Source organism: Bradymonas sediminis (genome assembly GCF_003258315.1).
Taxonomy (GTDB): Bacteria; Myxococcota_A; Bradymonadia; order Bradymonadales; family Bradymonadaceae; genus Bradymonas; species Bradymonas sediminis.
This window is the reverse complement of sequence record NZ_CP030032.1, coordinates 918,123-939,608: the sequence shown is the minus strand read 5'-3', so window position 1 is coordinate 939,608 and position 21,486 is coordinate 918,123. Positions and strand designations below refer to the sequence as shown.

General features: G+C 59.6%; 15 protein-coding genes. 8 read left to right on the top strand and 7 right to left on the bottom strand.

Going from position 1 to position 21,486, the window contains the following annotated elements; translation table 11 throughout:
• Positions 1-36: 36 nt before the first annotated feature.
• A complete protein-coding gene (locus DN745_RS03560; RefSeq protein ID WP_111332252.1) occupies positions 37-873 on the bottom strand; it encodes a hypothetical protein in 837 nt (278 codons plus the stop codon).
• A gap of 264 nt (positions 874-1,137) precedes the next feature.
• On the opposite strand from DN745_RS03560, the gene DN745_RS03555 reads away from it, so the two are divergent.
• The 3 genes from DN745_RS03555 to DN745_RS03545 all read left to right on the top strand — a co-directional run bounded on the left by DN745_RS03555 (position 1,138) and on the right by DN745_RS03545 (position 6,682).
• A complete protein-coding gene (locus DN745_RS03555; RefSeq protein WP_111337518.1) occupies positions 1,138-1,938 on the top strand; it encodes an arsenite methyltransferase in 801 nt (266 codons plus the stop codon).
• A gap of 287 nt (positions 1,939-2,225) precedes the next feature.
• Entirely contained in the window at positions 2,226-4,559 is a 2,334-nt protein-coding gene (locus DN745_RS03550) for an LTA synthase family protein (RefSeq protein ID WP_162687429.1), read from the top strand.
• A gap of 206 nt (positions 4,560-4,765) precedes the next feature.
• The gene (locus DN745_RS03545) at positions 4,766-6,682 is read left to right on the top strand and encodes an LTA synthase family protein (RefSeq protein WP_111332248.1); all 1,917 of its coding nucleotides are present in this window, start codon (positions 4,766-4,768) and stop codon (positions 6,680-6,682) included.
• A 27-nt stretch (positions 6,683-6,709) separates the two neighbouring features.
• On the opposite strand, the gene DN745_RS03540 is transcribed toward DN745_RS03545, so the two are convergent.
• Positions 6,710-7,075 carry a DUF488 domain-containing protein gene (locus tag DN745_RS03540; RefSeq protein WP_111332246.1) on the bottom strand — a complete coding sequence of 122 codons (366 nt, stop codon included), beginning with the start codon at positions 7,073-7,075 and terminating at the stop codon, positions 6,710-6,712.
• A gap of 233 nt (positions 7,076-7,308) precedes the next feature.
• On the opposite strand from DN745_RS03540, the gene DN745_RS03535 reads away from it, so the two are divergent.
• Positions 7,309-8,409: a squalene/phytoene synthase family protein gene (locus tag DN745_RS03535; protein ID WP_111332244.1), complete on the top strand. Its 1,101-nt coding sequence runs from the start codon at positions 7,309-7,311 to the stop codon at positions 8,407-8,409.
• Between the two features lie 102 nt (positions 8,410-8,511).
• Here the strand turns inward: DN745_RS03535 and DN745_RS19170 are convergent, their stop codons facing one another.
• The 3 genes from DN745_RS19170 to DN745_RS03520 form a co-directional block, all read right to left on the bottom strand.
• Positions 8,512-9,621 carry an MYXO-CTERM sorting domain-containing protein gene (locus DN745_RS19170; RefSeq protein ID WP_133621739.1) on the bottom strand — a complete coding sequence of 370 codons (1,110 nt, stop codon included), beginning with the start codon at positions 9,619-9,621 and terminating at the stop codon, positions 8,512-8,514.
• Between the two features lie 116 nt (positions 9,622-9,737).
• Positions 9,738-10,850 carry a hypothetical protein gene (locus DN745_RS03525; RefSeq protein ID WP_111332240.1) on the bottom strand — a complete coding sequence of 371 codons (1,113 nt, stop codon included), beginning with the start codon at positions 10,848-10,850 and terminating at the stop codon, positions 9,738-9,740.
• A 60-nt stretch (positions 10,851-10,910) separates the two neighbouring features.
• Complete coding sequence (locus DN745_RS03520; protein ID WP_111332238.1) at positions 10,911-12,626, bottom strand: serine/threonine protein kinase; 1,716 nt, start codon at positions 12,624-12,626, stop codon at positions 10,911-10,913.
• Positions 12,627-13,014: 388 nt separating this feature from the next.
• On the opposite strand from DN745_RS03520, the gene DN745_RS03515 reads away from it, so the two are divergent.
• The 4 genes from DN745_RS03515 to DN745_RS03500 all read left to right on the top strand — a co-directional run bounded on the left by DN745_RS03515 (position 13,015) and on the right by DN745_RS03500 (position 17,309).
• Positions 13,015-14,595, top strand: coding sequence for an RCC1 domain-containing protein (locus DN745_RS03515; RefSeq protein WP_111332236.1), 1,581 nt, complete (start codon positions 13,015-13,017; stop codon positions 14,593-14,595).
• A 128-nt stretch (positions 14,596-14,723) separates the two neighbouring features.
• Positions 14,724-15,395, top strand: a complete 672-nt coding sequence (locus DN745_RS03510) for a tetratricopeptide repeat protein (protein ID WP_111332234.1) — start codon at positions 14,724-14,726, stop codon at positions 15,393-15,395.
• Positions 15,396-15,541: 146 nt separating this feature from the next.
• Positions 15,542-16,441, top strand: a complete 900-nt coding sequence (locus DN745_RS03505; RefSeq protein WP_111332232.1) for an NAD(+)/NADH kinase — start codon at positions 15,542-15,544, stop codon at positions 16,439-16,441.
• Positions 16,442-16,676: 235 nt separating this feature from the next.
• A complete protein-coding gene (locus DN745_RS03500; RefSeq protein ID WP_133621738.1) occupies positions 16,677-17,309 on the top strand; it encodes an SPOR domain-containing protein in 633 nt (210 codons plus the stop codon).
• A gap of 30 nt (positions 17,310-17,339) precedes the next feature.
• Here the strand turns inward: DN745_RS03500 and DN745_RS03495 are convergent, their stop codons facing one another.
• Positions 17,340-19,724, bottom strand: coding sequence for a DnaJ domain-containing protein (locus DN745_RS03495; protein ID WP_111332228.1), 2,385 nt, complete (start codon positions 19,722-19,724; stop codon positions 17,340-17,342).
• Positions 19,725-19,890: 166 nt separating this feature from the next.
• Positions 19,891-21,468: an AI-2E family transporter gene (locus DN745_RS03490; protein WP_162687428.1), complete on the bottom strand. Its 1,578-nt coding sequence runs from the start codon at positions 21,466-21,468 to the stop codon at positions 19,891-19,893.
• Positions 21,469-21,486: the final 18 nt, after the last annotated feature.

Here is a 21,486-nt window from a genome sequence, read left to right as displayed (position 1 = left end):
GCGCGGTGGGTTCTGTAAGTGGTTGCCAAACCCGGGTTATGCGCCCTTTTGAGGCATCGTTTCCGGGATATTTTGCTCTGAGACTTCCGCGACTTCTGCCTCGGCCCGAGCGTCGGATTCATCAAACGCGCGCGAAATATTCTGCGCCAATTCAAGCCCTTTATTGGAGCGGTCCGTCCCCAAAAAAACATCATATGGCTCGACCATATAACTATTATCGCTCGAATCAAAGTCGATAATTACCGCCTTTGAGCCACGCGTCAGCCCGTTAGACACGTCCTCGCAGCGGATGGGCAAAATAAGACCGGCGCCGTCGTCTTCGACGGTGGCCTGGCCAAAGCGCGCATCGACGCGGCTGGTCGAGACCACACAGACAGTGCCGACGAGCGCGCGCCCGCCCTGGGGGCCCTCGGTGGTGTGAAAGAGATGCTTGAGAGGCTTCACGGCGAGCACCGTGGGGATAAGCGAGAGCGCGGCGCTCCCTACGCCTAATAGCAGCGCGGCCAGCGCCCCGTCGCCGAGCAGCGGCGTCAGATAATAGACGGAGGTGAAGCTAAAGAGCCAGGCGAAGAGGGTGATAATGCTTACCACCACCGTCACCGGCACGACGCCCAACCCCAGCGCGCTCGCCGCGCTCATCAGCAGGCTCGCGCTGGGCGCCTCCGCGCCCGCGTCGACGTCGACATCACTGCCAATATCAACGCCCATCTCAATGCCGAGGTCGGTGTCGACGTCAAAATCGAGGTCAACATCGGCAAAATCAAGGTCGAGCGCGCCCAGAACCACCAGCCCCCAATACAGAGAGAGCACCACGAGCAACGCGCTGAACACGACGGTCGGCAGTGAAAGCGCGATTTGGAAAAACTCTGTCATCTCACCAACCCTTTGGGCATGGGAATTATCGAGAGCATTTTTCTAATCAATATCCATTGACTTCACAACCAGACAGCGCGCATTAGAGTTCGCGGACAAAGAGCAGTTGAATGAATTTGGCGCCTACTTTGTTATCGCCTTGGGTTGCGCCCGGAATGCGGATTGCGCTATCGCACCGGTCGAGCACAACGCGTCCATTTATTCAACTCAAGCATTGATTATATAAGCCAACAATGGCCCTTAAATAGCCACGAGGAAGTCGATATGAGCAAGCAAGAAGAGCTCCGCAAGCAGATTCGAAAGACCTATGGAAATGTCGCGACCGCGACGCCGTCGAGCTCTGGGTGCTGCTCAGGGGCGCAGTCTGAGCGGGAGCTGGCCAATATCCACGCCGAGCGCCTGGGCTACTCCAAAGAAGAAGCCGCGTCGGTGCCCGAGGGCGCGAACCTCGGGCTGGGCTGCGGGAACCCGTCGGCCATCGCGGCGATTCAGCCGGGCGAGACCGTGTTGGATCTGGGCGCGGGCGCCGGGTTTGACGCGTTTCTTGCCCTGAACCAGGTCGGCGAAACCGGCCAGGTCATCGGCGTCGATATGACGGCCGAGATGGTCGAGAACGCGCGGGCAAACGCCGTGAAGATTGGCGCCGAGAATATCGACTTTCGCCTCGGTGAGATCGAGCACCTGCCGGTGGCCGACCGCAAGGTCGACGTCATTATCTCGAATTGCGTAATCAACCTGTCCACCGACAAGCCGCAGGTCTTCGCCGAGGCGATGCGCGTGCTCAAGCCCGGCGGACGCCTGGCCATCTCCGACGTGGTCGCCACCGCGGAGTTCCCGCCGGAGATGCTCGATGACGCCGAGCTCTATTCCTGCTGTGTCTCCGGCGCCAGCACCATCGACGCGCTCGAAGCGATGCTCAAGGACGCAGGCTTCGTCGATATCTCCATCGCGCCCAAGGGCGACAGCCGCGAGTTCATCCGCGAGTGGGCCCCGGGACATGTGGTCGATGAGTATATCCGCTCGGCGGCCATCGAGGCGAAGAAGCCGGCGAAGAGCTGCTGCTAAGTTGTACTTAATGCGAGCGCTCCGAGTTTTCGGGGCGCTCATATCTGCGCCCTCCCCTCCCTGCAATCCCCCGAAAATATTAGCATTTGCCCCGATTTTGCGGTATTTAACAATCAAAATCGCGCTGCTCTCTTCGTGATATACTTGCAACGCGTCAAAGCCCCGTTCTAGAAACTGCGCCTGGCTGCCATCTTCAACTTTGGCGGCCCGCCGAGGGCTTCTGAAGCCCCCCGAGTCTCACTATTCCAACCTTCGAAGTCGTGTCACCGATGTCATTGCAAAAATATATGAAGCAACTCGATTCTTTGGAATGGGGATATCTTCTGGGAGCGGCGCTGCCCGGGGCGATATTGGTCCTCGTGTTGAACCTGGTTCGCCTCGCCGGCGATGAGGTTTCGCGCGGGCTCTTGGGCAGCCTCGATATGCTCAAGTCGGAGGTATTTCTGCTCCTTGGACTCGCCGCGGGCGGACTGGCTCTTCTGCGCTTTATGCGTGCTCGCTCCGGGCGAGCGGTTGCATTGTTCGTAATGCAGGTATTGTGGGCCATCATCGCATTTTTCGAGGTCGCCGGACATCAATTTTTCATCACGACCGGGTCGGTGCTCGACTATTATCTTCTGGCGTTTTCGCTCGGAAACCTGAGCGACAACGCGGAGGTCATCAGCAGCGAAGTTCCCCTCTGGATCTATATCGCGGTGCCGCTTGTCACGGTTTCGATTCTCTGCGTCCCCTGGCTGATTCGAAGCTTTTTGGCCACTAAAGGGCATGCTCAAGACGAGGACGCGACGGCTCAACAGAACCTACCGCTGCTGCCAACAGCAGTGCTTTCATTTTTGTTGATCTTCGCCTCCACGCTTCCAGCCTATTCAAGCCAGGCGACGCACAACGCGCGCGCGACGACGCCCACCATTGCCGTCACGGCAATTGCCGCGCTCAGCTCATCCATGAGCACCGTCGAAGAGGCCAAGGCGACGACCCTCGACATCCACCTCAAGCCTCGCGAGACTGGCGGAGATAACGGAGCGCATAAGCAGCGAAACGTCGTCTTTTTGGTATTGGAGTCGACCCGCGCGAGCGCGATGACCGTCTACGATGAGACGCTGGAAACAACCCCGTTCTTGGCCGAGCTCGCGAAGCGCTCGACTGTGGCGGAAAAAGCATATGTCCAAGTACCACATTCGTCGAAAGCGCTCACGTCGATCTTATGCGGCATCACCCCAAACCTGCATATGCCGATTACTGAAGCCATCGAGGGGAATATCCCGGGGCGCTGCCTTGCAGACCTGCTTGGAGAGCAAGGCTATTCGAGCCTCTTTATCCAATCGGCGGTTGGGACCTTCGAGAACCGCTACCAGTTGGTCGAGAACTTTGGCTTCGACGAGTTCATCTCGGGCAATGAGCTGGACTCGAAGGGCTTCGAGAAGGCGAATTATTTCGGCTACGAAGATGATATTATGCTCAAGCCGAGCCGCAAATGGCTCGAGGCAAATAAGAATAAACCCATCTTTGCGACCTATTTCACCCTCACGCCGCACCATCAATATCTGGCGCCTCGACGCTATGGGCGCCATCCTTATGCCGAAGACGACCTGCTGAATCGCTATCTGAACACGATTCACTACGTCGACAATTTCGTTAAGAACGTCCTCGATCAATTTAAGGAATTGGGGCTCTATGAGGACACGATTTTTGTGATCGTCGGCGACCACGGCGAGGGCCTCGGCGAGCATGACCGCTTTCAGCACGATAATGTGATCTATCAGGAAGGCGTGCGCGTGCCATTTCTCATCTACGATCCGCAGGACCCGCAGCCCCGGCGGGTAAAATATAATGTCAACCATTTGGATGTCGTCCCAAGCGTCATCAAGAGACTTGGCTACGAAGTGCTCGATGGTGACTTCCCTGGAATGCCTATCCTCGAGGTCGAAGAAGAGCGACCGATGCGCATTAATTGCTGGTACGAGCGCCGGTGTATGGCCCAGATTATCGGCGACCAAAAATATATTCATCACTTCGATAGCCAACCGGACGAGTATTTTGATCTCAGCGAGGACCCCGACGAGCGCAATGATATCGCGAATTCCCGAGACGATCTGAGTGAACTCCGGCGCGATTTATTGGACTGGCGCCGTGAGATTATCGGCATGCATCGCTCACACGCCGAGCGAATCGCCGAGGATGTGCTCTTCGAGAGTCTGCCCGACGTCCAGCATCAACTCGACGCACAGTTTGGCGACGTCGTGAAGCTTCGCGGCTACGATATTACGGCCGAGAGCACCGTACCGGGAGGTCGATTCACGGTGACCTGGTATTTTGAAGCAGTTAAGAAGCTCAACCCAGATCTAAAGCTCTTTGTTCATCTGGAAGGCCCCGGAAAGATGAAAAACTTGGACCACGCCCCCGCTCAAGGGCTGTTCCCGCTTGAGGATTGGAAGCCTGGCACTATCATCGCCGACAAACAGGTCATCCGAGTCCCCAGAAAATGGAAGACCGGCGACCTAAAGATTTTGTTAGGATTCTGGAACGCCAAAACCGGTGAGCGAATGGAAATTACCGGAACCATTCCGACCGACGGCAACAACCGCGCAATGCCGGTGACGATGCCCGTCCAGGCAAAATAATCAGGTGAAGTAAATGACGCCTTGAGTAAACGCCCCTCCGCACGAGGGGCGTTTTTTTTGAGAATCGTGAGAACACTCAGAAGAGCATCCAGACAGCGCGCCGCCGAAATAGCGCCCCCAGTTGCTCAGAACTCCCAGCAATCTTATAGTTGCCGGGCCCTCTCATGAGCATTGCGGCGAGTCCCCTCTATCGAAGCTTATAACTGATGATATTCCGACGCATCTTTCGAAAACTCGGCTCCATGGAATGGGGATATCTGCTCGGGCTGGCGCTGCCGGGCGGGCTGCTCGCGGTGACTTTTTCGCTGATGCGCCTGCTCGGCGAGGTGGTGCCGCGCAGCCTCGGGGGTCAGCTCGATATGATGAAGTCGGTGGTCTTCTTGTCGCTGGGCCTGGCGATGGGAGGCGTGGCCCTGCTTCAGCTTTTGCGCGGCAGCGTTGGGCAAAAGCTGGCGCTCGTCGGGTTGCAATGCGTGTGGATTTTTCTGGTCACTGTCGAGCTTTCGAGCCATCAATTCTATCTGTCCACCGGGACGACCATTGATTTCTATTTGATGGTCTTCACCTTGACGCATCTGGCCGACAACGCCCGGGTCATTGGCAATGAAGTGCCCGCGGATATCTATTATTTCCTGGTGCTCTATATCGCCGTCCTGGCGGTCGCGCCCTGGTATATTTATCGCCGCCAATCCCGCTTAAACGGCCCGGCCCCAGGCCAAGAGCATGGCGAAACCAGGGGAAGTTGGGTCCTGGCGTTTGCTAGCTTCACCTTTTTATTCGCGGCCACGCTGCCGGGCATTATCGCGGTGGACGATGGATCGCTGGTGCGCGCGCCGACGGTCAACGTCGCCCTGTCGGCTGCCGACTCACTCCAGGAGAGCCTTACGGTCTCATCGGTCGAGGTCTTGCCGACCACTCTGAACGCGCGAATACAGCCGGCGATGGGCGACGAAGGTGGCGCGACAACCGCGCCACGAAACCTTGTCTTTCTGGTCTTGGAGTCCGTGCGCGCGAGCGCTTCGACGATCCACGCGCCCGATCTGAAGACGACTCCCTTTATGGCCGACCTCGCCGCGCGCTCGACGGTTGCGCAGAACGCGTATGCCGTGGTGCCGCACTCCTCCAAGGCATTGGTCGCGATTTTGTGCGGGATTGAGCCAAATTTTCATATGCCGATTACCGAGGCGTTCCCGGGGCGCATCCCCGGGCGATGCCTGCCGCAATTGCTCCGCGAACACGGTTATCAAAGCGCGTTCTTCCAATCGGCGACTCAGGAATTCGAGAACCGCAAACAGCTCGTGGCGAACTTCGGCTTCGACGACTTCCGCCCGGGCGATGATATGGACCCGACCGGCATGGAGATGGCCAATTATTTTGGCTACGAGGATAATATCATGCTCGCGCCGAGCCGGGAGTGGCTGCTTGAGCATCGAGACAAACCATTCTTCACTACCTACTTTACCCTCACCGCGCACCACGATTATCTGGCGCCCACCCGCTACGGCCGCCACGATTTCTCCGAAGATGAGCTATTCAATCGCTATCTTAATGCGGTGCATTATGTCGATCGCTTCGTCGCGAATATCTTCGCGCAATATAAGGAATTGGGCATTTATGAAGACACAATCTTCGTGATCGTGGGGGACCACGGCGAGGCGTTTGGCGAGCATGGGCGCTACCAGCATGATAATGTGCCCTATCAGGAAGGCACGCATATCCCGATGCTGATCTTCGATCCGCAGAACCCTACGCCCCGCTCGGTGGAGTATAACGTCAATCATCTCGACCTGCTGCCGAGCGCGGTAAAGAGCCTCGGCTTTGAGATCGTCGCCGGTGAATTCCCGGGCACCCCCCTGGCCGAGGTCGACCGGGAACGCCGCCTATTTATGAATTGCTGGTACGAGCGCCGCTGCATGGCCGAGATATTCGGCGATGAGAAATATATCTATCATTTTGGCGCCCAACCCGACGAATTCTTCAACCTGAGTGAGGACCCGCTCGAAACCAAAAACCTCGCCGCGACCCGCGACGATTTGGGCGAGCGACGCCAACGCCTTTTGGAATGGCGCAGCCGCGCGATCAACCTTCATGAGGGCTACGCGAAGACGCTCAAGAGCAAATAATCAGGACCGCCCGGCGAAACCCGGCGCCTAATTCGAGCCGTCACCTTTGCGCTGATTTTCGAGAAATTCGCGCAAGGCGACGGCGTTATTATGCTCGCGATCGCGCGCGCCGAAGATGAGGACCAGGGTGTCCTCCCAGGCTGACTCGAGCAGCGGTTGCCAGGCGTCACTCTTCTGCTCCAGTTCCTCGAAATAGCGGGCCTTAAACTCCTCCCAACGCTCGGGGTCGTGGCCGAACCACTTGCGCAGATCCTCGCTGGGGGCGACAGATTTTGCCCACTCGTCGAGGTGAAGCCGCTCCTTGCTGACCCCGCGCGGCCAGAGTCGGTCGACCATCACGCGCACGCCATCGCGCTTGGAATCGTCATAGGCTCGCTCAAGAATGATCCGCATCGTCTGCCTCCGGGGCTTGGGCTCATCTCTAGGTTAAACATTTCGATGCCAAGGGGAAGCCATACGCGACGCTTTCACTCCATCTTATTCCAACGGCTGAAGAATAGACGGCGCGCCCCCGAGCCCATAAGCTACGTTTTTGCTGCGCAGAGCGGTTCTTAAGACTCGACAAGCCTTGAGGCGAAATAGAGCCGTCTTGATGCGTTAACCTACCTTATTCGAATCGAGCCAGGATGAGTTACTCAGCCTCGACTGCAGACGCATCTGTTCACGTCCCCCCGCCCCGCGCCGACATTGAGCCGCCGGCGCCCGCGGCGCATTGCCCCGACCTGGGCGCCTGGGCCTTCTGTTGGCGCAGCCTGGTCGAGGTCTCGCGCACCTTCTCAAAGCCCATCGAGATGCTGAGCCCGAATTTGCGCGCAGCGACCGCCTGTGGCTATCTGATTTGCCGCATTGCCGACACCATTGAGGATGATGAGACGCTGAGCAACCGGGAGCGCGACGCGCTCTTCGCGGCGATGCTTGAGGTGCTCGAAGACGGCGCCGCGCCGGATACGTTTATACAACTCGCCGCTGGCCTCAGCGGGCGCCCTTGCGAGCTTCGCCTGGCGCGAAATATTGACCAGGTGATGCGCGTGTTCCGCGCCCTGGCGCCCCAACACCAGAAAGTATGCGTCACCTGGGCCGGCGAAATGATCCGCGGCATGGGCTTATACGCCAGGCGCGAGCCCGGCGAGGACGGGCTGGTCCTGCTGCGCACCCTCAGCGATCTGGAGCGGTATTGCTATTTCGTCGCCGGGACCGTCGGCCAGATGCTCACCGGCCTCTTCTTGGCCGAGATGCCCGATATTTCTCAGGCGCGAATCCGTCAAATGCGCGCGAACGCCGAGGATTTCGGCCTGGGATTGCAATTAGTCAATATCCTCAAGGATCAGACCGAAGACCTCGGGCGCGGCTGGTGTTTCATCCCCCAGACCCTCTGGGACACCCAGGAGATGGAGCCCCGCGATATGCTGGACCCGGCGATGCGAAGCAGCGCACACCAGACAGTGGCCCCGGTATTTGAGCGCGCGCATCACTGTCTTTTTAACGCCCTCGAGTTCACGCTGGGGATTCCGCCCGAGCAGGTTGAGATGCGCCTGTTTTGCATCCTCCCGCTATGGATGGCCGCGCGCACGCTGCGCCACGCGCGCGGCAATGACGCGATGTTTATCGCCGACGCGCCAGTGAAGATCTCGCGCGCGGAGGTCACCGAATTGATCGCTCAGGCGCTTGAGAGCGCCGGCGACGACCCGGCGCTTCGGGCACAATTCGCCGCGCTAATCGACGCCTAAAAGCTCCACAAAAAAAACGAAGCCCGGGCCGCTAATCAAGCGGTCCGGGCTTCGTCTTATCTAGCGCATTCGCCCGCCGGATGACGGGCGAATAGCGCTCGCTTATTTGCTCGAGCGACGGCGCAATCCGGCCATGCCCATCAGGGCAAAGAACAGCGCTGCGAAGGAGCCGGGCAGCGAGTTTCCAGTGCTCGCGCAGCCACAGCCGTCGTCCATGTCCTGGCCGGCGTCACCGCCCGATTGCGGCGCGTCGCCGCGGTCGACGTCGGCGGCTACGAAGTCGCGATCGCCCTCTCCTCCATTGGAGTGCCCCTCACCATCGGGCGCTCCGGCGTCGTCCTCGGCCGAGCCGTAGCCCGCGTGCCCCGGGATACCCGAGCCGATCCAACGCTCGAAGTCCGCCGGCAGGCAGTAGCTGACCGACTCCTGGGGCTCGGGGCTCTCGAATTCTTCACAAACCGTTTCACCGTCGGGCGTGCTCGTGCAAGTGCCATCGGGCGCAGGCGACATACCACCGGGCAATTCGGCGCAGATAAGCTCGCCGGCGCAGTCCGCGTCGGTCTGGCACTCCTGCTCGGGCAATTCGCAATATTTCACGTCACCCGGCTCGCAGGCGCAGTCTTCCTGCGGGGGCATCGGTTGCTCGCCGCCCTCTCGGTCGCCGCCCTCAGCCGGAGCACCGGGATCGGTAGGGCCACCGCCCGAACAACTACAAATCTCGGGAGCATTACACTCAAAGCCCTCGCCGCAATCCGACGCGCTCTCGCATGGGGCGAGGTATGGCGGCAGACAATAACCTTCAGTTTCGGTGGTGCACTCAGGATCGGGCGTCGGCCCGGGCTCCGGACAAGACTCACCGCTCGGGTCGCACGCTGGCTCGGCCCAACCCGTGCAAGTCTCGTAGGTGTAAGTGACGCAGACCAGACCGCCCTCGCAGTCCGCCACGGTCTCGCAGGACTCCGGCGGCGCGGGCTCGCATCGCCCGGAGGTCTCCGGCTCACAAGCCGGCATATCCTGGCATTCCTCGCCCGAACCCGGGTCACAAGGCGGCGGCGATGCACATGGCGCCTGCGAGAGATTGCACACGAAATTCTCCCCGCAATCGCTGTCGACGGAGCACTCGCTCTCGGCAAAAGCGCTGCCGGGGGCCAAACAAAATGCAGCAAGCGCCGCCGCGGCACACCATCTTCCGATATTCGCTCTCATTCTCATGACGAAGTCCTTATGTTGTGAAGATTAATTTCCTGCGTTCCGCACCAAATGATGACCTTCACACACTAACAAAGCGAGGAACGCGAATAAATTTTTTCGCTAAGTTTTGTCGCGGCTTAGATGCCGGAGGGCAAATAGGAGAGGGCATCGCTGAGGGCGCCAGTCGCCGCAATTTCGGCGTCATAGGCCTGCTTATAGGCCAGATGAAGCGACTCAAAATCCTCGCCATTGCATGCACCCAGCACTTCGGCGACCTGTCCGTAGGCTTCGGCGCAGGCGCGCATCGCCGCGCCAAATTGGGGCTGCGGCTCGGGGAATAACTCCGAGTCTTCGGCGAAGTCCTTCGCCCATCTTGGCAAGTAGCGCGCGGCCGTGGCCCGGGCTCGCGCGAGCTCTGCGACATGCGCGCGCGCGAATTCAGCCCATTCGGAGCCGAGGGATTCCGGCTGCTTTTCTCCGGTCGCGATCGCGTCGAGGCGCGCTAAGAATGCGTCGAATGCCCGATGGCCGCTGGCGTAGTGGCGCGAGAATTCCTGGCTCAGCTCACGCCGATTCTTCGCGTGAGACACCGCCCAGCGGAGCACACGTATGCGCAAATATTTCGGGTCGGGCGCGTATTCGGGCTGAACCGCGGGACGCGCGATGAGCATCCAATTGCGCACCGTCGGCTCGTCGGGCTGGAAGTCGACGGCCTCACTCATATCGATGGTTTCGACTTCGGTGGCGCCCGCGCGAAGCACGTCAAGTGATTTGCGAACGCTCAGCTTTGTCTTGCCGTCCTCGCCGGGTTCCTCGACCTTCTCGAAGGCGTAGCCGAGCACGAGCATCGGCGGCAGGCCCGGGCGCGCGTCCAGCGTGACGACCGGGCGGCCGCTGGCGATCTCGAATTGCAGAAGCTTCCAGAAATCCAAAATATTGAGCGTTAAAAACTCCTTGAGGTCCCAGCCATAATAATAGCCAAGGCTCTCAAAGGCGCCCCAATTGCAAACGTATTTTCCCAGATGATCGGGCTGAAACGCGTGCGGGTCCGCCGCCTCAAACTCGGGCATATAACTCTTGAAGGCCACGCCGGACATCAACAAGAGTTCGTCGAGTTCGGGCGCGGTCGCGCCGGCGTCGGCGGCGCGACGCATCGCTCCGTGAAGGGTCTGGATCAGGCCGTATAGGCCGTCTTGAAGAATAAACGGCGCGTCATCAAGACGCGCCTGTTTGGGGAGTGTCGTCGACATAAAAAGGCCTGCGCGCAACGCGCTGCGGGAAAAATGGAGGGAGGTTGCTGGCCAGCAAACTCAGGGAGCGAGGTCCATCGAGGGCTCGAGCTCCGGCGCCAAGAGCATGCCAGTGTTTTTCTTCGGCGGCTCTTCCTTAATGACCGGTGGTTTGGGCTTGGGTGTCACCGTTTTGACCGGCGGACGCTCGACCTTCGTGATGGTCTTGGGCCGGGTGTCTTTTGGTTTTACCGTGTTTTGTTTCGTATCTCTGGGCTTATTCGTCGTCGCCGGCGCGGGCTTGGGCTTCTCAACAACCTTCGCCGGTTCATCTTGCTGAGTCTTTGCAGTGTCTGCGCCGACGCCATGATCCGCGCCCAAAGGCTCGGCAGCTACCGCTGGTTGCGGGTCCTTCTCGCCGATGTTTGTGGGCTGAGCGACCGGATCTTTCAGCGCATCCGCGCCCAAAATTTCGCCTGGCTCGGGAGTGGCCTTGGCTTCGGTCGGTTCGGCGATCAGCTTCTCTTCCCCGACGGTGCTGTCGGTGGCGCCATCGCCCGATCCGGGGCCAAATAGCGCAACCAAAACCCCAGCGCCGATCACCAAGAAAAGCAGCAAGATCAAGACGAGCCACAACTTCTTATTCGACCCCTGGTCTGGCTCCGCGTCCTCCCAGCTCACAAGTGTTTCGCTATTGTCATTCACGGCGACATGCGCGGGCGGGCGCGGCGCCCCCAGGGAGTCGAGGCCACCGCTAATCCCAAGCGTTTGGGCCACTGGCGGCTGGAGCATCGCTGCGGTGTCCTGGGCGGCGACGATATCCTCCGGACGCGCGATCGGCACGAACTGGCCCGAGGAGTTATCGATCTTTCGGTAGGGCGTATTCGGCGAGCGAACATCGCCCACCTGGGCCGGATCGATCTCACTGAGGGCGTCGCCGAATTGGGCGGCGGTGGCGTAGCGATCCTCGGGTTCGTACTCAAGCGCGCGCCGCAAGATCGGGCCGAGGACGCCGTCGAGCAACTCCACCGGAATGTCGATCTCGCGGGTGACGTGCTTGACGGCGCATTGCCAGGGATTGTCCTCGTTGACCACCGGACGCCCGGTCAACAACTCCACCAGGATGAGGCCCATCTGGTAGACGTCCATTCCGGGGGTGACGACCTGGGTCTGGATATACTCCGGCGGTAAATATTGGGGGGTGCCAAACATCGCGCCCGTTTGGGTCATGCGGCTCTCGCTGGACTCTCCAATATGAGCGATGCCGAAGTCGACGACCTTTAAGATCTCGTGGCGGGTGCCGGGACGGTTGATAAACAGGTTCGCCGGCTTCAAATCCTTGTGCACGATTCCGAGCAGATGCGCCTCTCCAAGGGCGTCGAGCGCACCGCAAAAAAGCGGAAGCGCACGGCTCGGCGGCATGCCGCCGCCTTTATCGATCTCGTCCTGGAGGTCATGGCCGTCCAACATCTCCATGACCATATAGGGGTTCGACCGCGTCCCGAGCACCCCGAAATCATAGATCTCAACGACATTACCGTGGCGAATCCGCGCGGCGAGGCGAGCCTCCCGGCGAAAACGCTCAAGAAATGGCTGCACGTCGACATTTTGACCGCCACCCATCGCCGCCAGGTTAAGCACCTTAATGGCAACCTGTCGCTCAATCTCGCGGTCGAAAGCCGAGAAGACGGTCGCGAAACCGCCCGCTCCGAGCTCGCCCTCGATGGTATAGCGCCCGTCGATCACACTGCCTGGGCGAATCTCAGCGAGTGTTTGTGCTGTGGTTTCAATAGTCATAACCTGAAAAACGTGTCAGCAAGGCTTTAAGGAATGGCTGTTTATGGCCAACGCGTAAATATGCCCCGTATTCCATTAATATGCCAGATGCGCAAAGGAACCGTGGAGACTTTTTCAGACATGAGACGGGCATCCATTTAGTTGTGCACCAGCAACATTTAAGGCTCGTGTCGAACCTATCTAGCTTGTAGTGAATTCAATTTCAAACAACTTCCCCTCAATTTTACACCATACTAGTATTCGTATGAAATTTTCTTTACTTTTCGGGGGGTCACAACTTTTCGAGCAGCGAGCTCAGGCAAATATGTCGCTCGACGCCGCGACAGCACTCATCGAATCAGGGCACCGCCTTGCTCATTGAGTCGCCACAATATAGCGAAGTTTAGTAATGATATATTTGCCGAATCTCAAGCAGTCCTTCACCTCACCAAGCCTGCTCCTCGCCGGCGTCTTGATGCTCAGCGCGCTGCCAGGCTGCGCGATCATCGACGCGATGAGCAGCGACCGTAGCGAACCCGCCGGCGAGGATAAAGACGTCGTCAACGACGCGTCGACCGAAGACATCGGCCTCGACACTCATAACGAGGATATTGGCCCGGATACTGTTGGCGAGGACGCTGATGCATCCGCGGATATCACCGATACCGGGTCGGCAAGTTGCCAGGATCAGTGCGGTGCAGGGGCGTGCAATTTCAACGGCGAATGCGCGTACCCGGTCGCCATATCGGCGGGCGCCAACCATACCTGTGCGCTGTTGGATGACCACTCGATTCGATGCTGGGGAGACAATACCGAGAAGCAACTGGGCCGAAGTTACGGACTCGACGACCTGAGCGTTCCCCGGAAAGTCGTTTTTGATGCACCACTGTTTAAGCCCCGCATGGTCTCCGCGGGCCAAAAACATACCTGCGCCATCTTGACCAAAAACAGCCAAGATAAGCTGTATTGCTGGGGAAATAATGCGTCCGGGCAACTGGGCACCGGCGACACCACGAGCGCCGCCAGGCCAAAATTGGTCGAGCATTCGGCGTCGCTCATCAATGAAAAGCCACTCATCGACCTCGCGACCGGCGCGGCACATACCTGCGTAGTGACGGCACATCGGGATTCCCCTACCGAGCCCGTCAGCAATCGAGTGATATGCTGGGGTGACAATACAGCCGAGCAATGCGCCAATTCTGATTGCGCTGCGTCTCAATTGTATCCAGGCTATTGGGCGGTCCTCGACTATCAATCGGAACCGCGCACCTGGCTCACCGACGCCAAACGAGTCGAAACGCACGGGACTCACGTCTGTGCAATCGACGCGTCGAATAACCTGAGTTGCTGGGGCGACAATCGCAAGCGCCAAATCGGGTCGAATCAATCCCTTCCCGCGATCGATCGCGCAACAAATCCCGCCTGGTCGCAGACTGACGCTCCCGAAGTGCTCGACGTTGCCACGGGGCTCAGTCACACATGCGCGTTGGTTGACGCCTGGATTGACGACGAGCCCGAAGGCGTGTGGCTGTATTGCTGGGGAACGGATACGCATGGGCAGGTTAACCCATTAGAGAGTGATCCCAATACCTATATAAGACCGACTCGATCACTGCCGGCAAAAGCCAAATTGAGCACGAATATTGCTGCCGGAGACAACTTTAACTGCCTATACCAGAGCGCGAGTTCAAACACGTGGTGCTTTGGGGACAACACATTCGGCCAGGTGGGTTCGGCATTGGCGAGTCAGCGAGCCGGCAATCCCCTCGGCGCCAATGAGAATGCGACGGTGATTGACATCGACGCCGGTGGGTCGCACGCCTGCGCGCTCATAAAGAACGAGCAAGACAAAAATGAAGTCTGGTGTTGGGGCAACAACACGTTCGGACAATTGGGCAGCTCGCCGACACAAATCAACGGGACTTGCGGGCCGACGGGTTCGCTCTCGAGTTGCTCACCAACGGCGCTGCAGGTTGATTTTTCGCAGTGAGCCTTTGTATACATTGACCCAACGGCTATGTTAGGCAAATAACTTGCTCGCTATCCATTGTTTATTGGGATAAACTCCGCGCGATATTGCATCTGTTCGTTAAATACTGACCCGAAGACGTTATCCAAATGAAATATATCCTAGCCCTCACGATCGCCTTGGCGTTCTCCTCGACGGTCGCGATACCCGCGGCTCACGCTCAATCGGCGGAGTCGCAAGAGCCTATTGAGCCGACGAGCGCCCAGCTTGAGCTGAATAATCAGGGTGTCCAGGCGATCAGGGAGAAGGACTTCGAGAAAGCGGTACGCCTCTTTCGATCTTCGACCGATCTCGGCGCGCTCAATATCACTTATGTTAATATGGGGCGCGCCTATCAATATATGGGCGACTGTGAGAACGCCGAATCATCCTACGAAAAGGCGCTGAAGGCGCAGCCCGTGAAGGCGCCGTCGGTCGCCGAGATCGAGGCGGCGATCACGCGCTATCGCACGGAATTGGAAGCCTCATGCGCCAGCGCTTCGGAAGCGACGGACCCGAACGGCTCCGAGCAAGAAGGCGCTGGGAAAGGCGACGAGAATATCAAAAGCGTTAAGCCGATCCCGCAGCCGCCCGAGAAGTCGGCGGCGCCCTATATCTGGATGGGCGGCGGCGCGGCGGCTATCGCTGCTGGTATCGTATTCGATACGGTTCCCGGCTACGCGACCAATAAACAGACAGACGCCGAGGACTTTATTGGTCCCTCCCTCTATGTGCTCGGCGGCGCCGCAGTCGTCTACGGCATCTATACGCTGATGCAATAACGCCCCGGGGTTGAACGTTGTTGGAGTTAGGAGCCGCTTTTAAAAGCGGCTCCTTTCGTTCATGCTTTAACTTTACGCCCAACACTACTCTCAGCTTTTGAACGCATCTTAGCGGTGATTAAGATCTTTTTGCTGGAGACATTTGCATGGACAAAAAACCTCATATTCTCATCACCCACAAAAAAAGCGCCTACGAGACCTATGTCCTGGAGAAGCAGGACGCGTCGGTGGCGGCGCTTGTGGAGGCCGGTGATATCAGCGTGCGCTCGCTGCGTCGCTCCCACGAGGCGCATGCGAAGAGCCTTGAGCAGATCTGCGAACATCTCACCCAACTCGGCGTGACCTTCGAGCAGCGCGAGCGCGGCGATGATCGCCCGACCGAGGGCTTTGATCTGGTGGTGAGCGCGGGCGGCGATGGCACCGTGCTCGACGTGTCCCACCGCATCACCACCACGCCCTTGCTGGCGATCAACTCCGACCCAAAATCCAGCGTCGGTTATTTTTGCGCGGGCACCGCCAACGACTTCCCCGAGCTGCTCGAGCGCACGCTCGAAAAGCGCTGGAAGCCCTTTGAATTGCAGCGTTTTCGCATGCGCATTAACGGCAAGACCAGCAGCGTACCGGTGCTCAACGATGTGTTGATCACTTGCTCGAACCCCGCGGCGGTGTCGCGCTATTTGCTGCGCATCAACGGCAATGAGCCCGAGGAGCAAAAATCCAGCGGCATCTGGATCTCGACCCCGGCCGGCTCGACCGCCGCGATACGCTCGGCCGGCGGCTACGTGCTCTCTCTGGACAGCCGCCGCCTGCAATATCTTGTGCGCGAGCCCTACCCCATGCCCGGCAAGAGCTACCATTTTCTCAAGGGAATTCGGCCACTTGGCGAGCGATTTGAGGTCACGTCGAAGATGGATGATGGGCGGATTTTTGTGGACGGCCCCCATATCAGCCACTCCTTCTCGATCGGCGATGTGGTCGATATCGTCGCGGACGCGCCGCCGCTGGTTATCTATGGTCTAGACGAGCGCCGTCGCACCTCGAAATAACGTCTACGCGGCCTCACCACGCGCCTGACCTTAAATTCATGAGCATTCCCAGGGGGATACCCAGCCAGGCGACGCGATGCGCAGAAATTTTCTTGTCGTCCGCCGGACCCGTGCTAGATTGGGCCTTCCTACACGGTGCATGTAGGTTCTATGTAGGCGCACCACCGCAAAGGTGCGAGGTTTGCGCCACTCATTGTTTTCAAATACCTCTTTTAAGTACCTCCGCAGAAATATTATGAGTCGAAAGCATCCAAGCGACATCCCAGCAAGCCCCTTCAAACGCCTCCTGGGCTGGACCCTCCTTTTGGCGCTGGTCTTTAGCGCGGGCTTGATCACCGGCGAGCGGCTTCTGCGAAAGGAGACCCTCGCGGGACTCGTCGCGGTCGACGACCAGGTCGCCGAAATCGACGAAGACGTCGACGTTGAGAGGGAGGAGGATAAGCCCCGCTCGTTCGCCTTCTTCGACCAACTTTCGAGCAAGGCCAAGGTTTCACTCTCCTCGACGCGCAACGCCGCAGCTCCGAAGGCCGAGGAAAAGCCTGCCAAAAAAGAAGACGCTGCAAAGCAAGAAGCGCCGGCGAAACAACCCGCCGCCAAGCCCAAGGCGGCCGCCAAGCCCAAGGCCGACGCGCCCGCCCGCTACACCTTGCAGGTCGCAGCACACCCCGACCTCGATGGCGCAAAAGCGCATATGGAGAGATTGCGAGGCATGGGCCTTGAGCCGCAGCTTGTCTCGGCCGCGATCCCGGGCAAGGGCACCTTCTATCGGGTGCGCGTGGGCAAATTCGCCACCACCAAAGAAGCCCAGGCATTCCAGGAAAAGCTCAAATCCAAGAATAGCCTGAGCACCTTTGTCAGCCCGCTATAAGTCGCCTTTCATCAAATCAACCGAGTCGCTTTAGAAGTTCGACTCGGTGGGGTCTGGAGAAATATTGCTGGCCTGCATCTGCTGAATTCGAGCGAGGTGCAGGCCGGCTTTTTCATTGCCCGGGTCGATCTCAAGCACCCGACGCAGCGAATCGATCGCCTCGGCCCATTCGGTGCGCCGCTCAGCCAACTCCGATTGCTTCAAGAATAATGGGATGGCGTGAGACAGCTTATAGGCAGGCATAATTCGCTTGCGATAGGCCTGGCGATTCTCATGGTCGGCCAGCGTCTGATAGGCGCGCTCGACCCGCTCGTGAATCTCACGCACCCGCCCCACCACCTCCGCTTCCATGGAGTCCGGGACCGCCGCCGGGTCGAATTGGTCTGACAACTCCTTATAGGCTTTGTCGATCATCTCATCATAGCTCGACCAGTGCACGTTCAAGACTTCGAAATAGCTGGCCTTATGCACGCTGAGATATTTCACCGTGACGTTCTCGCGGTAGCGCTCGCGCACGATGGTTTTATGCAATGAGGTGTCGAAGCGCAGCACGCCCATGCGGTGCAATGCGTGGACCACCGCGGCGGTCTCCGAGGGCGACAGGCTGCTCTCGGTAAAGACCTCGCGAAGCCGGCGACGCTCGCCCAGGATGCGCTCGACCAGGCGGGTATGCTCCGGGCTAAGCACCACACGCTCAAGGCGCTCATAGCCGTCGGGCGCGACCTCGGGATAGGCATCCAGATGCTCCGAGACCATCGCGCCGCGCTGGACGGCGTCGAACTTTTTGAGACGCTCGAAGAGTCGCTTATAGATGATGCGCTCAACCGGCACGTGCACGCGCAGCGGCGGCGCGGGCAGATACCCCGCCGGCATCGACTGATTGTCGAAGACCCGAATTTGGCCGCTGTCGAGTTCACAGATCGCGCGGAGCAAAAAGGTAAGTCGGCCGGCGATCGCGTGGCGGATGCTGTCCTGGTCGAGCAACTCCAGTTCGAGCAGGCTTCGCTCGAAAATGGTCTGATTTTCCTCGGCATAGGCCGCGGCCATCGCCAGTTGTTGGGCGTCGATATGGTCGGCCATATGGAGCATCGGGCCGAGCTCCTCGTGAGAGAAGCGCGGCCGGCGCCGGATCTCGACCACCAGCCCGCCGTCAAAATAAATCTGGCGGTCAATGCCCGAACCGACGGTCTCAACCAGCCCGCTAAAGCCGCTACCAGACAATTGAAGCATGACATCGACCACGCGCTCGCCGGTCAATTCCTCGACGCGCGCCGGCGAGCCGGCGGGAATGATCCAGGGAAGCTCGGGGCCAAATAGGGTGCTCAATTCTTCGGGACTGCCCTCGTCCCCCAGGGACGGAAGACTGCCCAGCGGTTGCGTATCGCTGGGCTTTAGCGCAGCCCCAATGCGGCGCGCTGTTGAGGTGAGCACCCGCATATCGGGGTCGATGAGCTCGACTTCTCGGCGCGAGGTGAAATCCTGCGGACCGTCGAAGCGATTGAGCGCGCCGAGGGTCACGCTCGATGACGGCCGCTTGTGACGCGAGAAGATCGAATTTGCCAGGGCAGCGCCCTTGGCGCTTCGCGACGAGCGATCCAGCGCGGCTCCTTGCGCGGGCGCGCTATTGGCCACGCTCGACTCCTCTTCGGCGTCGTGAGCTTCGCCTGCCTCCATCGCTTCGCCACGGTTGGGCAAGGATGCGTGCAGCGTTTGTTGGCGAAGCGCCGCGGTCATACGGCCCGACGATACCGTCGCGCCGCGCCCGCGTCGGCCACTCTCGGATGAGGAGGCGTCGGCCTGCCCGGCGCCGCCGCGCGCGTTGCGCAGGCGGGTCACCGCTTCTTGATGGTCCCCGAGAATCCCCTGCAACGCGATGCGATCTTCGCGATCGATGCGCGAGACCTCCACCGCGGTGCCCGCCGGGGAGATATGCACGACTTTGCCCTGGGTGCGGATCGAGAATTGCGCGTCCACCAGCGTCAACTCAATATTGATCAAATCGTTGAGGGCGACGGACTCATCCAGGTTCAGCACAATCGCGCCGACCTGAATGGCCTGATGCAGGAGGACCGCGACCTCGTCGCGATTCGCCGCGCGCAGGATGATATAGGGATTCTTGGTATTGAGGGTGCTCTGCGCCGGTGTAATCGCGCCGCTCAGGCTCAGCGTGGTACGCGGGGCTTCCGAGCGGACGCTCGAGAATGTCGACAGGGTCGAGCCGCTTGGCCCGGCAGGGTGCGACGCGGTCGTCGCCTCGTCGCGAAACTCCTCAGCGCAATCAGACAGTGCTGCGGCGAGTTCGGCGGTGGGGAGGTCTCCGAATTGCTGGCGAACATAAGCGCGCAGCCGATCACGGAGCGACGCTCCATCCTGCGGCGATTGTGCGCTGTCGGGCGTGTCGGGCTTCTCGGTCATAGACTTTCAACAACTTAGGTGGACGTCATCAAGATCATGGACGCCAAAGATGAGCCTGAGGCTTCGGCGAATTACTCTTTGACTCACCTTACGCGCGAACCCGGGCCAATGACAATTGGAATTGGCGCCGGGTGCCGACAATCGAGGCGATCGAGGGAGCGCTCGCTCAGTCCGCTTCGGGCTCAGCCACCGGCACATCGGGCGTAGCGTCGGCGGAAAAACCTGGCTGCGAGGCGCCCTTTTCGTCCGACATCGGGCCGGCAGTTTTCGACGGTGCGACCTCTTTTGTCGGGGACTTCGGCGGCGCATCGGCTGGCGCGGGCTGAGCGGGAGCCTTTTCGTCCACCGCTCCGTCTGCGGCTTCGTCGGCATAATTCACAAAGCGCGGGCGCGTGCGGGCGTCGAGCGTACTGGTAAACGCGGGGCGCTCAACCGTGCCGGTATAGAACGGGGTAGATTGATAATATTCGATGAGGTCGGGCAGGAGCACCTTGAGCGCGCCCGCGACCGGAATCGACAAGAGGATGCCCATCAGCCCGCCCAACTCGCCGCCCAGGAGCAACACGATGATAACGACGACCGGGCTCAGCCCAACCTTCTCACCGACCACCTTGGGGGTGATGATATAGCCCTCGAGCAGCTGCACGACCATGAATACGGCGCCGACCGCGATGACCGCGCCGATGCCGCTCCACTCAATCAAGACGATGAGCGCGGCCATGATGACGCCGATAAAGACGCCGAAATACGGGATGATGCTCAGGATGCCGACCACCACGCCGACCGCCACGCCGCTGCTCCACTCAATGCCGACGCTGGCGAAGACGGCGGTCAAACCAATCGAGTAGAGCACGCCCAGGATTGCCGCGACTTGCAGCTGACCTCGGAACCACTCACCGACGACCGCGTCCATCTTGCGGAGACGATTCATCAAGAAGTCGCGACGATAGGCGGGGAGCAACACCGTCGAGTGACGCTTCATGACGTCGAAATCGCGCAAGAAGTAGAAGCTAAATACAGGGATCATCACCAGGTTAAGCAGGCTCGACATGATCGCGCCGGTCTGGGTCAAGATGCCGCTGAGCCAGGCGCCGACTTTCTGGATAACCCCGGGTAATGCTTGCTCTAATTGCGCGCTATACTCCGTGATGGCCTCGCGGAAGGTTGGCGGAATGCTGACCCTAAAGGTGCGCTCAAACCAGGGGATTTGCTCCTTCTGGAGCATCTCAAATAGACCCGGGGCCTTGTGCACAAGGCTCATCACCAGGCGCGCGATCGTCGGGTAGAGGAAGAGCACCATCCCGGCCATCGCGAGCACGCCCAAGAAGATATAGAGCAGGATTCCCACGGTGCGATTGACCCGGCGCCCTTCGAGCCAATCGATGCCCGGGTCGAGCAGATACGCGATAAGCAAGCTGACAAATATGGGGAAGAGCACCGCGGCCAGCGACTGGGTGAGCCAGACGCCGATGCCCAAAATGATCCCGAAGAATAAGAGCTTCGAGAGCAGATAAACATAGCGGCTATAATGGCTCCACTGAGCCGACGGCGTCAGCAAGCGCGGCTCGCGCTGCAGGGCTGGGTGCAACGCGACGGCCTCGGCCACCTCGTCGACGCAGACCGCCTCCTTTTTGCGCCCCGCGCTGGCTTCTTTGCGCTGCGCGCCGGGCTTGGATGCGTCGGGCTTTGGCGTCGCCTCACTCGGCTTCTTGGTCGTCTCGTTTTCTTGCGATTCCTCGGGCACAATGCACTCCGTACTTCC

Bases quoted from the DNA above. Each gene is read 5' to 3' on its own strand.
- DN745_RS03515 (WP_111332236.1), top strand. From the start codon at position 13,015: ATGATATATTTGCCGAATCTCAAGCAGTCCTTCACCTCACCAAGCCTG.
- DN745_RS03560 (WP_111332252.1), bottom strand. From the start codon at position 873: ATGACAGAGTTTTTCCAAATCGCGCTTTCACTGCCGACCGTCGTGTTC.
- DN745_RS19170 (WP_133621739.1), bottom strand. From the start codon at position 9,621: ATGAGAATGAGAGCGAATATCGGAAGATGGTGTGCCGCGGCGGCGCTT.
- DN745_RS03535 (WP_111332244.1), top strand. From the start codon at position 7,309: ATGAGTTACTCAGCCTCGACTGCAGACGCATCTGTTCACGTCCCCCCG.
- DN745_RS03525 (WP_111332240.1), bottom strand. From the start codon at position 10,850: ATGTCGACGACACTCCCCAAACAGGCGCGTCTTGATGACGCGCCGTTT.
- DN745_RS03500 (WP_133621738.1), top strand. From the start codon at position 16,677: ATGAGTCGAAAGCATCCAAGCGACATCCCAGCAAGCCCCTTCAAACGC.
- DN745_RS03550 (WP_162687429.1), top strand. From the start codon at position 2,226: ATGAAGCAACTCGATTCTTTGGAATGGGGATATCTTCTGGGAGCGGCG.
- DN745_RS03510 (WP_111332234.1), top strand. From the start codon at position 14,724: ATGAAATATATCCTAGCCCTCACGATCGCCTTGGCGTTCTCCTCGACG.
- DN745_RS03545 (WP_111332248.1), top strand. From the start codon at position 4,766: ATGATATTCCGACGCATCTTTCGAAAACTCGGCTCCATGGAATGGGGA.
- DN745_RS03505 (WP_111332232.1), top strand. From the start codon at position 15,542: ATGGACAAAAAACCTCATATTCTCATCACCCACAAAAAAAGCGCCTAC.
- DN745_RS03520 (WP_111332238.1), bottom strand. From the start codon at position 12,626: ATGACTATTGAAACCACAGCACAAACACTCGCTGAGATTCGCCCAGGC.
- DN745_RS03495 (WP_111332228.1), bottom strand. From the start codon at position 19,724: ATGACCGAGAAGCCCGACACGCCCGACAGCGCACAATCGCCGCAGGAT.
- DN745_RS03540 (WP_111332246.1), bottom strand. From the start codon at position 7,075: ATGCGGATCATTCTTGAGCGAGCCTATGACGATTCCAAGCGCGATGGC.
- DN745_RS03555 (WP_111337518.1), top strand. From the start codon at position 1,138: ATGAGCAAGCAAGAAGAGCTCCGCAAGCAGATTCGAAAGACCTATGGA.